This window comes from Rhodococcoides sp. S146-33, assembly GCF_059489205.1.
Map to the genome: position 1 here is coordinate 43,197 of NZ_JCAJWY010000005.1, position 13,420 is coordinate 56,616.

At 62.9% G+C, this 13,420-nt stretch carries 13 protein-coding genes; all 13 read left to right on the forward strand.

Features of this window, described 5'->3' with window-relative positions; genetic code table 11:
* Positions 1–42: 42 nt before the first annotated feature.
* The 13 genes from AC5WEY_RS19860 to AC5WEY_RS19920 all read left to right on the forward strand — a co-directional run bounded on the left by AC5WEY_RS19860 (position 43) and on the right by AC5WEY_RS19920 (position 13,345).
* Entirely contained in the window at positions 43–801 is a 759-nt protein-coding gene (locus AC5WEY_RS19860) for a CHRD domain-containing protein (protein ID WP_495647205.1), read from the forward strand.
* A gap of 89 nt (positions 802–890) precedes the next feature.
* A complete protein-coding gene (locus AC5WEY_RS19865) occupies positions 891–1,391 on the forward strand; it encodes a class F sortase (protein ID WP_495647206.1) in 501 nt (166 codons plus the stop codon).
* Positions 1,392–1,719: 328 nt separating this feature from the next.
* Entirely contained in the window at positions 1,720–2,301 is a 582-nt protein-coding gene (gene rplJ, locus AC5WEY_RS19870; protein WP_032380459.1) for a 50S ribosomal protein L10, read from the forward strand.
* 90 nt (positions 2,302–2,391) lie between these two features.
* The gene (rplL, locus tag AC5WEY_RS19875) at positions 2,392–2,778 is read left to right on the forward strand and encodes a 50S ribosomal protein L7/L12 (protein WP_057475236.1); all 387 of its coding nucleotides are present in this window, start codon (positions 2,392–2,394) and stop codon (positions 2,776–2,778) included.
* Between the two features lie 468 nt (positions 2,779–3,246).
* Positions 3,247–4,449: an ABC transporter ATP-binding protein gene (locus tag AC5WEY_RS19880; protein WP_495647207.1), complete on the forward strand. Its 1,203-nt coding sequence runs from the start codon at positions 3,247–3,249 to the stop codon at positions 4,447–4,449.
* 5 nt (positions 4,450–4,454) lie between these two features.
* Entirely contained in the window at positions 4,455–5,249 is a 795-nt protein-coding gene (locus AC5WEY_RS19885) for an MlaE family ABC transporter permease (RefSeq protein WP_057475238.1), read from the forward strand.
* 5 nt (positions 5,250–5,254) lie between these two features.
* Positions 5,255–6,115, forward strand: a complete 861-nt coding sequence (locus tag AC5WEY_RS19890) for an MlaE family ABC transporter permease (RefSeq protein ID WP_057475239.1) — start codon at positions 5,255–5,257, stop codon at positions 6,113–6,115.
* The gene (locus AC5WEY_RS19895) at positions 6,112–7,467 is read left to right on the forward strand and encodes an MCE family protein (protein ID WP_057475240.1); all 1,356 of its coding nucleotides are present in this window, start codon (positions 6,112–6,114) and stop codon (positions 7,465–7,467) included. The genes AC5WEY_RS19890 and AC5WEY_RS19895 overlap by 4 nt, the downstream gene beginning before the upstream one ends.
* The gene (locus AC5WEY_RS19900) at positions 7,464–8,531 is read left to right on the forward strand and encodes an MCE family protein (protein ID WP_057475241.1); all 1,068 of its coding nucleotides are present in this window, start codon (positions 7,464–7,466) and stop codon (positions 8,529–8,531) included. Before AC5WEY_RS19895 ends, AC5WEY_RS19900 begins: the two co-directional genes overlap by 4 nt.
* Positions 8,528–9,526, forward strand: coding sequence for an MCE family protein (locus AC5WEY_RS19905; RefSeq protein ID WP_495647208.1), 999 nt, complete (start codon positions 8,528–8,530; stop codon positions 9,524–9,526). Before AC5WEY_RS19900 ends, AC5WEY_RS19905 begins: the two co-directional genes overlap by 4 nt.
* Positions 9,526–10,809 (forward strand): MCE family protein, encoded by a 1,284-nt coding sequence (locus tag AC5WEY_RS19910; RefSeq protein ID WP_495647209.1) that lies wholly within the window; start codon positions 9,526–9,528, stop codon positions 10,807–10,809. Before AC5WEY_RS19905 ends, AC5WEY_RS19910 begins: the two co-directional genes overlap by 1 nt.
* A 29-nt stretch (positions 10,810–10,838) precedes the next feature.
* Entirely contained in the window at positions 10,839–12,101 is a 1,263-nt protein-coding gene (locus tag AC5WEY_RS19915) for an MCE family protein (RefSeq protein ID WP_495647353.1), read from the forward strand.
* Positions 12,098–13,345, forward strand: coding sequence for an MCE family protein (locus tag AC5WEY_RS19920; RefSeq protein WP_495647210.1), 1,248 nt, complete (start codon positions 12,098–12,100; stop codon positions 13,343–13,345). The genes AC5WEY_RS19915 and AC5WEY_RS19920 overlap by 4 nt, the downstream gene beginning before the upstream one ends.
* Positions 13,346–13,420 lie beyond the last annotated feature (75 nt).

Below are 13,420 nucleotides of genomic sequence, written 5' to 3' on the forward strand. Positions count from 1 at the left end.
CACGGGCTCGCCTGCCCGATACTCCCACGGAAGGCACACGAGATGACCAGACGCTCGATCACCCGCCCGGCAATGTCCGTCCGCGGCACCGCCACCGCAGTCGTCGGTGGCACGGCCGCCGCGCTGATGCTGTTCACCGCCGCCCCGGCCGGTGCCGATACTCCTGTTGCCGAACCGGATTCGTTCACCAGTGCCTTCACTGCAATGGCAACCCCCGACCAGGTCCTCAACGGCGAGGGTGTGGCCACTCCGGGTCAGCCGGGCGCAACGGGAACCTTCACGCTGCGTATCAATTCCGACCTCGACATCGTGTGTTACGACATCGCACTAGACGGAGTCACCGGCGACTACATGAGCCCGGCCAAGACTGCTACCCACATTCACCAGGCTGCTGCGGGTGCCGCAGGGCCGCCGCGGCTGGCCTTCCCGAACCCGACTCCGATCGGTGACGGCCCACGTACCAGCAGTGGATGTATGCAGGGACCGTTCACCACCGGTCTGACGCCGGCCGGTGCAGCGGCCGACAGCGGTACCGGATTCACTCTGGACCAGATCGAAGCCAACCCGGCGGGCTTCGCCGCCGACACCCACACCGTGGACTTCTCGGCCGGGGCTGTACGTGGACAGCTGACCCAGATTCCGGTCGGATCCGTCGCGACCGGCGGTGGCGGCTCGGCGCTGACGGCATCCGACGCGGCGACCAGTTCCGCAGTTCCGCTCGTCGGCGCGGCAGCATTGGGCGCGATGGCGATCGCGGGAGTGACGTTGGTTGCTCGTCGCAGCGGAACGGCACGCAGCTGAGATACCGGCTTCTGCTTGCCGTCACGGCAGTGGTGGTGACGGGCTGTACTGCGGCACCGCCACTACCACCGTCGTCGACGGCGGTGCCGGTGTCCTCTCAGCCGGCGTCCGGCGCTTCCACACCCTCGCCCGTGGTGGAGTCGGTTCGGCCGGCCCCGGCACGGCTGAGCGCCCCGACCATCGACCTCGACGAGCCTCTGATCGGCCTCGGTCTCACCGAAGACGGGCAGATGCAGGTACCGAGCGACTACGACGACGTCGGATGGTTCACCGGCGGCGGCTGGCCCGGCGCGATCGGGAGCCCGACAGTGATCGCCGGCCATGTCGATTCCACGACCGGTCCCGCGGTGTTCGATCGATTGTCCGAGCTGCGACCGGGAGATGTCGTGTCGGTGGGGGACGAGACGGGTGGTCGAGCCGACTACCGCATCGATGAAATCGGTGACTACGGGAAGAACGAGTTCCCGACCGCATCGGTCTTCGGGGCGGTACCTGCCGACGAGATCCGGCTGATCACGTGCTCGGGTGACTTCGATGCGGCCGTGGGCAGTTACGAGCGCAATCTCGTCGTCTACGGAATACGGCAATAGTCCAGCGTTTTGGAGATGACGCTGCACGTGTTGTAACCTGGTCGACGGTTCGGATAACGAGTGCTCGCACTCGAGTCCAGACCGCCCAATCAAGTTCTACCCAAGACCGTTGGTCACCGCCTTCTCGAAGGATTCGCTTCCGGGAGTTGCGCGGTTGAAGGTTCGAGATCTCTTCGAACGGCCCACGCAGGAGAACGAGGTAGGGAACCTGTATGCAGCCCTCGCGGTTGCCCGCTCGTTCACGCCCCGTGTGCTTCTTGCGCCGGGGCGTTCGTCGTTTTCCGGCCCTCTCGCGATCGACACAACTTCCCACGAGAGGAGGCGAAGTATGGCAAAGCCCGAAAAGGTCTCAGCAGTATCAGAGATCACCGAACAGTTCAAGGGTTCGACGGCTGCCGTCGTCACGGAATACCGTGGCCTGTCGGTGTCCGGTCTGACTCAGCTCCGGCGTGCGCTCGGCGAAGGTGCCACGTACTCCGTCGCCAAGAACACCCTGGTCAAGCGCGCAGCTGCCGAAGCCGGTATCACCGGCCTCGACGATTTGTTCGTCGGACCGACCGCCATTGCATTCATCAAGGGCGAGCCGGTCGACGCTGCGAAGGCCATCAAGGCCTTCGCGAAGGACAACAAGGCCTTGATCGTCAAGGGCGGCTACATGGACGGCGCAACGCTGTCCGTGGACGAGATCAACAAGATCGCAGACCTCGAGTCGCGCGAAATCCTGTTGGCCAAGCTCGCCGGCGCCATGAAGGGCAACTTGTCGAAGGCTGCAGGCCTGTTCAACGCTCCCGCATCGCAGTTCGCGCGTCTCGCGTTCGCGTTGCAGGAGAAGAAGGCTGCGGGCGCACCCGCCGCAGCCGAAGCACCTGCAGAAGCAGAAGCACCGGCGGAAGCTCCCGCCGAAAGCTGATCCGCTGGTATTGGCGAACAGCTCAGCTCCACACCACCAACACCAAGTCGCGGATCAGCGACCAGGTACTTACAGGAAGGACCCGCCACCATGGCGAAGCTCAGCACCGAAGAATTGCTCGACCAGTTCAAGGAGCTCACCCTCCTCGAGCTCAGCGAGTTCGTGAAGGCATTCGAGGAGACCTTCGAGGTCACCGCAGCTGCCCCCGTCGCCGTTGCTGCTGCAGGCGGCGGCGCTGCCCCCGCCGAGGCTGCTGAAGAGCAGGACGAGTTCGACGTCGTCCTCGAGTCGGCCGGCGACAAGAAGATCCAGGTCATCAAGGTCGTCCGTGAGGTCGTTTCCGGCCTCGGCCTGAAGGAAGCCAAGGACCTCGTCGAGAGCGCTCCGAAGGCCATCCTGGAGAAGGTCGCCAAGGACGCAGCCGAGGCTGCCAAGGAGAAGCTGGAAGCTGCCGGCGCAAAGATCTCCGTCAAGTAAGACCGCTTCGTTGCAGTCGTACTTCGTGCTCTGATTGCAAGAGCGCAGAAGGGGCCGTTCTCACCTCGGTGAGAACGGCCCCTTTTCTGTGTTTCGGGCTCCATCTACTTCTGGGTTCTAGGTGCTGCATCGGCCGTGTCGTTGTGATCGGTCACTGACTATGCCGGATTGCGTGACACCCTGATTCCGCCCCTGTTTACTCGATCTCGCCGAACTCTGAAGCATGTCGAAGGGTTTCGGTTGGGTTCACTTGTGGTGTGTCACAGCAATGCGGGACTGGTACTTGTCACAGTTCTGGCGAGTCGCCGACCGTGTCGCGTGAGATGAGCCACACTGATGCAAGCTCTACAGCCTGACTCGGGGAAGTTCTTACTGGGCGGTAAGCTCCTGTGTCGGTGCGGACACCTGCATGGGATACAGTGACGCAACCCACATCCGGGTCGATGTGTACGAATTGTGGAGGTCAGCGTGGGAGTCGAGGTTTCGGTCGAAGGATTGACCAAGTCTTTCGGTGTTCAGAAGATTTGGCAGGACGTGACGTTGACCCTGCCGAAGGGTGAAGTCAGTGCGCTCCTCGGTCCGTCCGGTACCGGTAAGTCGGTCTTCCTGAAGTCTCTGATCGGTCTGCTGCGTCCCGAACAGGGCAAGATCTTCATCGACGGAACAGACATCCTGCAGTGCTCCTCCCGTGAGCTCTACGAGATCCGCAAGCTGTTCGGGGTGCTGTTCCAGGACGGTGCGCTGTTCGGCTCGATGAACCTCTACGACAACGTCGCGTTCCCGCTTCGTGAGCACACGAAGAAGTCCGAGTCCGACATCCGCAAGATCGTCATGGAGAAGCTCGAACTGACGGGTCTGCTCGGCGCGGAAGACAAGCTGCCCGGCGAGATCTCCGGTGGTATGCGCAAGCGCGCTGGTCTCGCCCGCGCCCTGGTGCTCGACCCCGAGATCATTCTGGTCGACGAGCCCGACTCCGGCCTCGATCCTGTTCGTACCACGTACATTTCGCAGACTCTGATCGACATCAACGCCAACATCGATGCCACGATTCTGATCGTCTCGCACAACATCAACCTCGCTCGTACGGTGCCGGACAACATCGGCATGCTCTTCCGTCGTCAGCTGGTCATGTTCGGCCCGCGCGAGGTGCTCCTCACCAGCGACGAGCCGGTGGTCAAGCAGTTCCTCAACGGAACGATGATCGGTCCGATCGGTATGTCGGAGGAGAAGGACGAGGCGCAGATGGCGCACGAGCAGGCCCTCGTCGATGCCGGGCACCACGCCGGTGGCGTCGACGACGTGGAAGGCATCGTGCCGCAGATGAAGGCGACCCCCGGAACCCCGGTGCGCCAAGCCGTCGGTCGCAGGCAGGAGCGGGTCCGCCAGATCATGCACACGTTGCCGCACAACGCGCAGGTCGCCATCCAGGAGAGCCTCGATACCACCGACCCCGGGCATCAGTACCCCGCGTACGCCGGCCAGCAGGGCTACGACCAGCAAGGTAACGACCAGCAGGGTTACGACCAGCAGGGCTACGACCAGCAGGGCTACGGCCAGCAGGGATATGACCAGCAGGGATATGACCAGCAGGGTTACGACCAGCAGGGTTACAGCGGGCAAGGACATGATCAACAGGGCTACCAAGCTCCTACGCAAGGTCGGGGTCAATAGCAGACATGGGGGGATCGAAGAAGTCCGCGTTCGCTCCGGCGAACGCCGCTCTGACACAAGCCGGCAACATCGTCGAACTTCTGGTCGAGGTCGTTCGGAACACCTTTCGGAGGCCGTTCCAGTTCCGTGAGTTCATCGAGCAGGCCTGGTTCATCGCCAGCGTGACGATTCTGCCGACTGCGCTCGTCGCCATTCCTTTCGGCGCGGTGGTCTCACTGCAGACCGGATCGCTCATCAAGCAGCTCGGTGCCGAATCGTTCACCGGTGCAGCCAGTGTGCTCGCGGTCATCCAGCAGGGTTCGCCTCTTGTGACGGCTCTGCTCGTTGCCGGCGCCGCGGGCTCGGCCGTCACCGCCGACCTGGGCTCACGGACGATTCGTGAAGAGATCGACGCGATGCGAGTCCTGGGTATCGATCCGGTGCACCGTTTGATCGTTCCGCGTGTGCTCGCCATGATTCTCATCGCGCTGTTGCTCAACGGACTGGTTTCGGTCGTCGGCATCGCGGGTGGCTACTTCTTCAACGTGATCCTGCAGGGCGGTACCCCCGGTGCGTACCTGGCGTCGTTCTCGGCGCTGGCGCAGCTTCCGGATCTCTATGTCGCAGAAGCTAAAGCGGCGATCTTCGGCCTGATTGCGGGCATCATCGCCTCGTACAAGGGGCTCAACCCCAACCCCGGACCCAAGGGCGTCGGCGAGGCAGTGAACCAGACCGTGGTCATCACGTTCCTGCTGCTCTTCTTCGCCAACCTCATTCTGACCCTGGTGTACCTCCAGGTCGTTCCAGCGAAGGGAGCGTAACCGCGATGACTATCGCAAGAGGTCGCGGTGACCGCACACTGATGCGCGTCAAGCGCGTCGGCAATGCTCCGCTCAACGTGCTCGATCGTGCAGGCGAGCAGATGTCGTTCTATCTGCGGGCGATCGGGTGGATTCCCAAGACTGCAGTCCATTACAAGAAGGAGGTGCTCCGCCTGCTGGCGGAGGTCACCTTCGGCAGCGGCGCGCTGGCCGTCATCGGTGGCACCATCGGCGTGATCGTGATGATGTCGGGCTTCACCGGCATCGTCGTCGGCCTGCAGGGCTACGCAGCGCTCGAACAACTCGGTAGCTCCGTGCTCACCGGATTCCTGTCGGCGTACGTCAATACCCGTGAAATCGCACCGATCGTCGCGGGCCTGGCGCTCTCGGCAACCGTCGGCTGTGGCTTCACCGCTCAGCTCGGTGCCATGCGGATCTCCGAGGAGATCGATGCGCTCGAGGTCATGGCGGTGCCGAGTGTGCCGTTCCTCGTCACCACTCGCATGATCGCCGGCTTCGTCGCGGTCATCCCGCTCTACATCGTCGGTCTGCTGGCGTCCTACATCGCGTCCAGGGGGATCAGCACGATCTTCAACGGGCAATCGTCGGGTTCGTACGACCACTACTTCAATCTGTTCCTGCCCCCGGAAGATGTCCTGTATTCCTTCCTCAAGGTGCTCATCTTCGCTTTTGTGCTGATCATGATCCACTGCTACTACGGCTACCACGCTTCCGGTGGACCGGCCGGCGTCGGTGTCGCAGTGGGCCGTGCAGTGCGTACAGCCATCGTCACGATCGCTGTTCTCGACTTCTTCCTGAGCCTCGCCATCTGGGGCACGACCACCACAGTGAGGGTTGCCGGATGATCGACTCGCCGTCGCGACTGCAGCGAGTACTGCTCGGACTTGCATTCTTTCTGGTGCTCATCCTGTTTCTGGGATGGAGCATCACCTCCTACAACAAGACGTTCAAGGACGTGGTGAACGTCAGCCTCGAAACCGACTCGGTAGGAAACGCTCTGCCGATGAACGCCGACGTCAAGGTGCGCGGAATGATCGTGGGCGAGGTGCGATCGGCGTCGAGTGTCGACGGCGTGGTCACGTCGCAGTTGGCCATCGATCCGGACAAGGCACCGCTGATTCCGTCGAACGCGACAGCTCGACTGCTCCCGAAGACATTGTTCGGCGAGCGATACGTCTCGCTGATCGTGCCCGAGAACGATTCGGCGTCGCCGATCACCGACGGCACGGTTCTGCGTCAGGACACGAGCGGAAACGCGATCGAGGTCGGGCAGTTGCTCGACGGCTTGCTCCCACTGCTGCAGGCAATTCCGCCGCAGGATCTGGCCAACACCCTCGGGTCGCTGGCGCAGGGCCTCAGCGGACGCGGCGAGCAGCTGGGTCAGACCATCGACAATCTGACGAACATCGTGTCGGGTCTGAACACGGAGCTGCCGAACATTCAGCAGACCCTCGTCGGTCTCGCAGATTTCTCCCAGACCTACGCGGACGCGGCACCGGAGCTCATCTCGGCTCTGGACAACCTGCGTACGACGGGTAACACCGTCGTCGAGCGTCAGTCCGGTCTCGAGACGCTCTACGGATCGCTCACGTCGGCGTCGAATGTCACCGCGGACTTCCTGCAGGCGAACTCGGAGAATCTGATCAGCTTGGCGTCGAATTCCCGTGAGGCACTCGAACTGCTCGCCGAGTTCTCGCCGACGTTCGGCTGCACGTTCAGCCAGTTCGCCGAAGGTGCCAGGCGAGGCGCGGTCGTGCTCGGTGAGGGCGACGAGTATCCCGGCATCAACGTCTCCGCATCGTTCGTCAACCCGAAGGGCCGTTACTTGCCGAACCAGGACGAGCCGCGCTTGTTCGACGATCGCGGAGCTACGTGCTTCGAGCCTGCTGCACCCGGAGAGTTCTTCCCGCAGTACCCGGGAGGTTCCATCAACGACGGTTCGTACCAGGTCCCGACTCGCAACCCGGGCCCGCAGACGATCCCAGGACAGGGCCCTCCGAAGTCGGCTCAGAGTTCCATCGTTCCGGCCATCGCGGAATCCGCCGAGCCGGCGAGCTACGAGGGCTCGGACTTCGAGCGCGACACTCTGGCCGTGATCTACGGACAGGCGAGTGGTGTTGCACCGGACAGCATTCCGTCGTGGGCTGCCGCTATCGGCGCTCCGGCACTGAGAGGAGCGGAGGTGAGCGTGAAATGAGAGGCCTTCTCGCGCCGATCATCAAGTTGGTCGTGTTCGCTGTGATCACGATCATCGCCACGGCCACCCTTGCCTTCACCATCGCCAATTCGAGTGGCGGCGGCGGTACCACGTTCTCGGCAATGTTCACCGACGTCACCTCTCTCAACGAGGGCGACGAGGTTCGTATCGCCGGCGTTCGCGTCGGCCAGGTGGACAAGATCGAGATCGCCAACGAACGCGAAGCGAAGGTGGACTTCACGCTCAGCAGCCGTGACTGGCTACCGGCGAGTTCGACGGCGACCATCCGCTTCCGAAACCTGGTGGGTCAGCGCTACATCGCCATCGAGCAGGGCTCGGGCGATCAGGGTCAGAAGATCAACGGGGGCGCGACGATCCCGTTGGAGCGGACCAAGCCGGCGGTCAACCTGACCACGCTGTTCGACGGCTTCCGGCCGTTGTTCACCACGCTGAGTGCAGACGACGTCAACAAGTTGTCGTACCAGATCATTCAGGTGTTCCAGGGGGAGTCGGGCACCATCAACGAGCTGGTGACCAACACTGCGAGTCTGACGAACACGGTTGCAGACAAGGATCAGGTCATCGGCCAGGTCATCACTAATCTCAACAACGTTCTGGCGACGGTCAATCAGAACGACGGGCAGCTCGACAGTCTGATCGTCAACACTCAGAAGTTGGTCTCCGGACTGTCGGCCGATCGTGACGTAGTGGGCTCGGCCGTGACGTCGTTGGCCGGTCTGACCAACGCAACGGCCGATTTGCTCGAACCGACCAGGCCGTCGATCCAGGGATCGGTGACGGCCCTGAACACGGTGTCGGAGACCGTGAACCGCCGCAGCGACGACGTCGACAAGGTCCTCGGAATTCTGCCGAACAAGCTGGACAAGCTCATCCGCACGGCCCAGCAGGGATCGTGGTTCACGTTCTACCTCTGCGGCATCGATATCGTTGCCGGACCGGGGTATTCGCCGAACCTGAACTTGCCGACCGGGCTTCCGACCGTAAACCAGCCGCTGTACACGAACTCGGCAGAGCGCTGCAAAGCTGGGGGGATCAAGCAATGAAATCTCGTCGTAGTCCGGCAACCATCGGTGCGCTGGGAATCGCCGTCATCCTGCTCGCCACACTGTCGGTCTTCTTTCTGGACCGGCTTCCGATCATCGGTGCCGGCTCGGTGTACACCGCAGAGTTCAGCGAAGCAGCAGGTCTCAAGCCGTCCAACGAAGTCCGCATCGCGGGCGTCAAGGTCGGCAAGGTGACCGATGTGCGTCTCGACGGCGACCGGGTACTCGTGGACTTCACGGTGCAGGACGCCTGGGTCGGCAACGAGTCGCGAGCGGCCATCGCCATCAAGACATTGCTCGGCCAGAAATACTTGGCCCTCGACCCCAGTGGCCCGGAAACCTTGAGCCCCAAGGACACGATTCCGCTCGATCGCACCACGTCTCCCTACGACGTGATCGATGCGTTCTCGGCTGCGGCATCGACCATCAACGACATCGACACCGACCAACTCGCCAACAGCATGCGAACCCTGTCCGAGGCCTTCTCGGAGACCCCGGCGAACATCCGTGCCTCGTTGGACGGTGTGACTCGGTTGTCTCAGACGGTGGCAAGCCGCGACGAGGAACTCAAGAAGCTGTTCGCTGCCACCGGTGAGACATCGAAGGTGCTGGCCGACCGCAACGAGCAGTTCAACAAGTTGATCACCGATGCAGGCCCGTTGCTCGAAGAGCTCAACAACCGGCAGCAGGCCATCTCGCAGCTCCTCACCGGCACCCAGCGGGTGTCTCAGCAGCTGACCGGTCTGGTCCGCGACAACGAAGCCACCATCAACCCGATGCTGCAGCAGCTCAACGGCGTCATCGAGATCCTGCAACGCAACAACGACAATCTCGACCGGGCACTCAAGCTGTACGAGCCGTTCATTCGCCTCTACACCAACGTGACCGGTAACGGCCGGTGGCTCGATATCGTCCTGGCCAACCTCACACCACCCGGAGTTCCGTTGATACCTGGTTACCGCCAGCCCGCCCTCGATACGTTGCCGGGGAACTGATGACAGACACTGCGGCAGCTCCGCGAAACAAGAACAAGCTTGCGATCATCGCCGTCGTCGTGGTGGTGGCACTGGTGGTAGCGGTCGCCGGTTGGTGGCTGTTCACCAGAGCCGGAACGACCAAGATCACCGCCTACTTCGACAAGTCGGTCGGCATCTACTCCGGCTCCGAGGTCCGTGTACTCGGCGTCAAGGTGGGCACCGTCGATTCCGTCACCCCGATGGGCGACGACGTCGAGGTAGTCCTCCGAGTCGACCGGGGCATCGACATTCCCGCCGATGCCAAGGCAGTACAGGTGACCCCCTCGCTCGTCGCCGATCGCTACGTTCAGCTCGCACCCGCCTACAGCGGCGGCGACACGATGGCCAGTGGAACGACGATTGGTCGCGATCGCACGGCCACACCCGTCGAGGTCGATGAGCTGTACTCCTCGATCAACGACCTGTCCAAGGCTCTCGGACCTGACGGTGCCAACAAGGACGGCGCGCTCACGGACTTCGTGAACACCGGTGCCGCCAACCTCGACGGCAACGGTGAAGCGCTGGGCAACAGCATCACTCAGCTCTCTGCTGCCGGCCGGACCTTGAGCGACTCGCGCACCGATGTGTTCGACACGATCAAGAATCTGCAGACCTTCGTCAGTGCTCTGGCCGTGAACGATCAGCAGGTACGCAACTTCAATACTCAGTTGGCGGATCTGACCGGCTTCCTGTCGGGTCAGCGTGAGGATCTCGGTGCTGCGCTGCAACAACTTTCGGTGTCGCTCGGTGACGTCGCAACGTTCGTCGCGGACAACCGCACCGAACTGACCGACGCGGCCAACGGCCTCGTACAGCCCACTCAGACCCTGGCCGACAACCGCGAGCAGCTGGTGCAGACCTTGACGCTGCTGCCGCTGGCAATCAGCAACTTGGTCAATGCCTACGACGCCGAGTCGGGCACGCTCGCCTCGCGCGCCAATCTGCAGAACGAGACCCAGGACCCCCTCGGCACCGTCTGCCGGTTGATCGACCTCGGCAAGCTGGTACCCGGTGATCCGCGCTTCGAGGCCCTCGGTGCGCAGATCCAGCCGATCATCGACCAGTGCGCCAACATCACCACCATGATCCAGGCACCTCTCGCCGACCAGAACCGGATTGTGCTGCCGTTCGGTGTTCTCACCAACGACATCCAGCAGAACCAGTCCGTGCCGGGCACGGTCCCGGGTGTGGTCTCGCCCAAGCTCGGAACCAGCTCGATGCCGGGTCTGGAGCAGTCGTACATCGGAGGTGGGGGACAGTGAGTACCTCTGTGAATCGGAATCGAGTTCGCGTGAAGCGTTCGTTGTCCCTCGGCGCAGGACTGTGCGTGGTGGCAATCTCTGCTGGTGCGTGCTCGTCGGCCGGCATCTACGCCATTCCACTACCGGGTGGTGCCGATGTCGGGGACAACCCGTTCAACCTGACAGTTCAGTTCGACGACGTGCTGGACCTCGTCCCGCAGTCGACCGTCAAGGTCGACGGTGTGGCCGTCGGCCGTGTCGACTCGATCACTGTTCCCAACGACGGTTGGACCGCCGACGTCAACGTCATCTTGAACTCCGCCGTCGACCTGCCGGCCAACGCGATGGCGTCGGTGCAGCAGACCAACCTGCTCGGTGAGAAGTTCGTGCAGCTGTCCGCGCCTCCGGGTGACGAGGAAGCCGCACGCTTGCAGGACGGTGACACGATCCCGCTCGATCGGACTCGCCACGCCACCGACATCGAACAGGTACTCGGCGCGCTGTCGCTGCTGCTCAACGGCGGCGGCGTGGGTCAGCTCTCGCCCATCGTCAAGGAACTGAGTACGGCGTTCGACGGTCGAGAAGGTAGGACCAAAGAGCTTCTGCAACAGGCGAACACGCTGATCGACGGACTCAACCAGCAGCGCGACGACATCACCCGAGCCATCGACGGTCTCGACACGCTCAGCGGGCGCGTCAACTCGCAGACCGACAAGATCGACGGAGTGCTCAAGGATCTGCCGATCGCCACCGACGTGCTCGAGCAGCAGCGACCGCAGTTGACGGAGATGCTCGGTGCGCTCGATCGTCTCGGCTCGGTCGGCACCGACGTGATCAACCGATCCAAGGACGATCTGATCGCAGACCTGCGGGCACTACGTCCCACTTTGCAGGCACTGGCAGATTCGGCGGACGACGTGGTGACGTCACTGTCGGTGATCCCCACGCTGCCGTTCGCCGATGGCACCGAGAAGATCATCGAGGGCAACTCGGCCAACCTGTTCCTGTCGCTGGACCTGTCGATCGGAACTGCGCTGCGTAACTTCGGTGTGGGCGAGGGAAATCCGGTCTACGTCCAGCCGAAGTACGGCAACACGCTTCCCGTCGTCGACCCGTCCAATCCGTACTACAACGGAAACGGACCGCGTCCGGGCTGGCCGACGATCTCGTTGCTGCCGTTGCCGCCGATCATCCCGTCACCCGTTCCCGGGCCGGGTGCACCGGCTGGTCAGGCCGCGGCAGTAGAGCCTGCGCCGTTCGACCCGTTGGCCCCGTTGAATGATCTGCTCGAACAGTTCGGAGTTGGCCAGTGAGATCGAAGCTCGTTCGGTACCAGTTGGTGGCGTTCATCGTGATCGCCGTCCTAGGGTTGATCTACGTGGGCGGAAAGTACGTCCGTCTGGACAACATGCTCGGGTTCGGTCAGTACAAGGTGGCGCTGAATCTCGCTGATTCCGGTGGAATCTTCTCCAATGCCGAGGTCACCTACCGAGGGGTGCCGGTGGGTACCGTCGGCGACCTGCAGTTGACGCCGGACGGTGTTCAGGTGGAGCTCAAGCTCGACAACGGCGGTCCCGATATCCCGTCCGACACGAAGGCCGTCGTGGCGAACAGGTCCGCGATCGGCGAGCAGTACGTCGATCTTCAGCCACAGACCGATCAGGGACCGTTTCTGGTCGACGGCTCCGAGATAGCGGCCGCCGACACCTCGACACCCGTCCCGGTGGAGGATGTGCTGGCCAACACCAACACGCTGGTCAGGTCGGTACCGCTGGACAACCTGACGAAGGTCGTCAACGAGCTCGGTGTGGCATTCGACGGCAAGGGCAACGATCTGCAGTCGCTCGTCGACTCGCTCGGCAACATTTCCGAGGCGGGCAACGAGGCGCTCCCGCAGACGCTGGCATTGGTGCGCGACGCCGTTCCGGTGCTCGACACACAGTCCGAGCAGTCGGATCTGATCCGTGAGTTCAGCACCAGCCTGGATCAGGTGACGGCTCAGCTGAAGTCCAGCGATCCCGACATCCGTCGGCTCATCGACACCGGTACCGCTGCGGGCGATCAGCTCGGTGGTCTGATCACCGAAGCCGGTCCGGCCTTGACAACCGATATCAACAACCTCGCACTGGTGGCCGCTCAGGCCGAGCCGCGGTATCTCGCTCTGCGACCGTTCCTGACGTTCCTGCCCGCGCTCGGTGCCGGTATCTCCACGATCGTCCCGAACGACGGCACGATCCATCAGGGTCTGCTGCTCGAGGTCAACAACCCGCCGCCCTGCACCGTGGGTTACGAGGGCTCGCAGGCGATCCTCGACGAGGAGAAGCGGAAGAACCCGAACTTCGACCCGACCCGGGAGAACTACCCGCTGAACCTCGACGCGAACTGTGCAACGCCACAGGGCAGCGTGACGGGTGTTCGCAGCGCGAACCGAATCGTCTTTGCCGATCCGGACGTGCCGCAGCCGTGGGACCTCAACCCCAAGGTCGATCCCGAGAAGCTCAACCTCAACCCCATCGCCACCCAGTTGGCACCGCTCATCGGCGTCACGCCGAAGTAGCGGGATCGGAAGAACTGCTGCTCAGCACTGTCGTCGGGCCGAGAGTGGTTCGGCCGGATATTACCGAGTAGTAGG

Bases quoted from the DNA above. Each gene is read 5' to 3' on its own strand.
- AC5WEY_RS19890 (WP_057475239.1), top strand. From the start codon at position 5,255: ATGACTATCGCAAGAGGTCGCGGTGACCGCACACTGATGCGCGTCAAG.
- AC5WEY_RS19910 (WP_495647209.1), top strand. From the start codon at position 9,526: ATGACAGACACTGCGGCAGCTCCGCGAAACAAGAACAAGCTTGCGATC.
- AC5WEY_RS19900 (WP_057475241.1), top strand. From the start codon at position 7,464: ATGAGAGGCCTTCTCGCGCCGATCATCAAGTTGGTCGTGTTCGCTGTG.
- rplJ (WP_032380459.1), top strand. From the start codon at position 1,720: ATGGCAAAGCCCGAAAAGGTCTCAGCAGTATCAGAGATCACCGAACAG.
- rplL (WP_057475236.1), top strand. From the start codon at position 2,392: ATGGCGAAGCTCAGCACCGAAGAATTGCTCGACCAGTTCAAGGAGCTC.
- AC5WEY_RS19895 (WP_057475240.1), top strand. From the start codon at position 6,112: ATGATCGACTCGCCGTCGCGACTGCAGCGAGTACTGCTCGGACTTGCA.
- AC5WEY_RS19905 (WP_495647208.1), top strand. From the start codon at position 8,528: ATGAAATCTCGTCGTAGTCCGGCAACCATCGGTGCGCTGGGAATCGCC.
- AC5WEY_RS19885 (WP_057475238.1), top strand. From the start codon at position 4,455: ATGGGGGGATCGAAGAAGTCCGCGTTCGCTCCGGCGAACGCCGCTCTG.
- AC5WEY_RS19860 (WP_495647205.1), top strand. From the start codon at position 43: ATGACCAGACGCTCGATCACCCGCCCGGCAATGTCCGTCCGCGGCACC.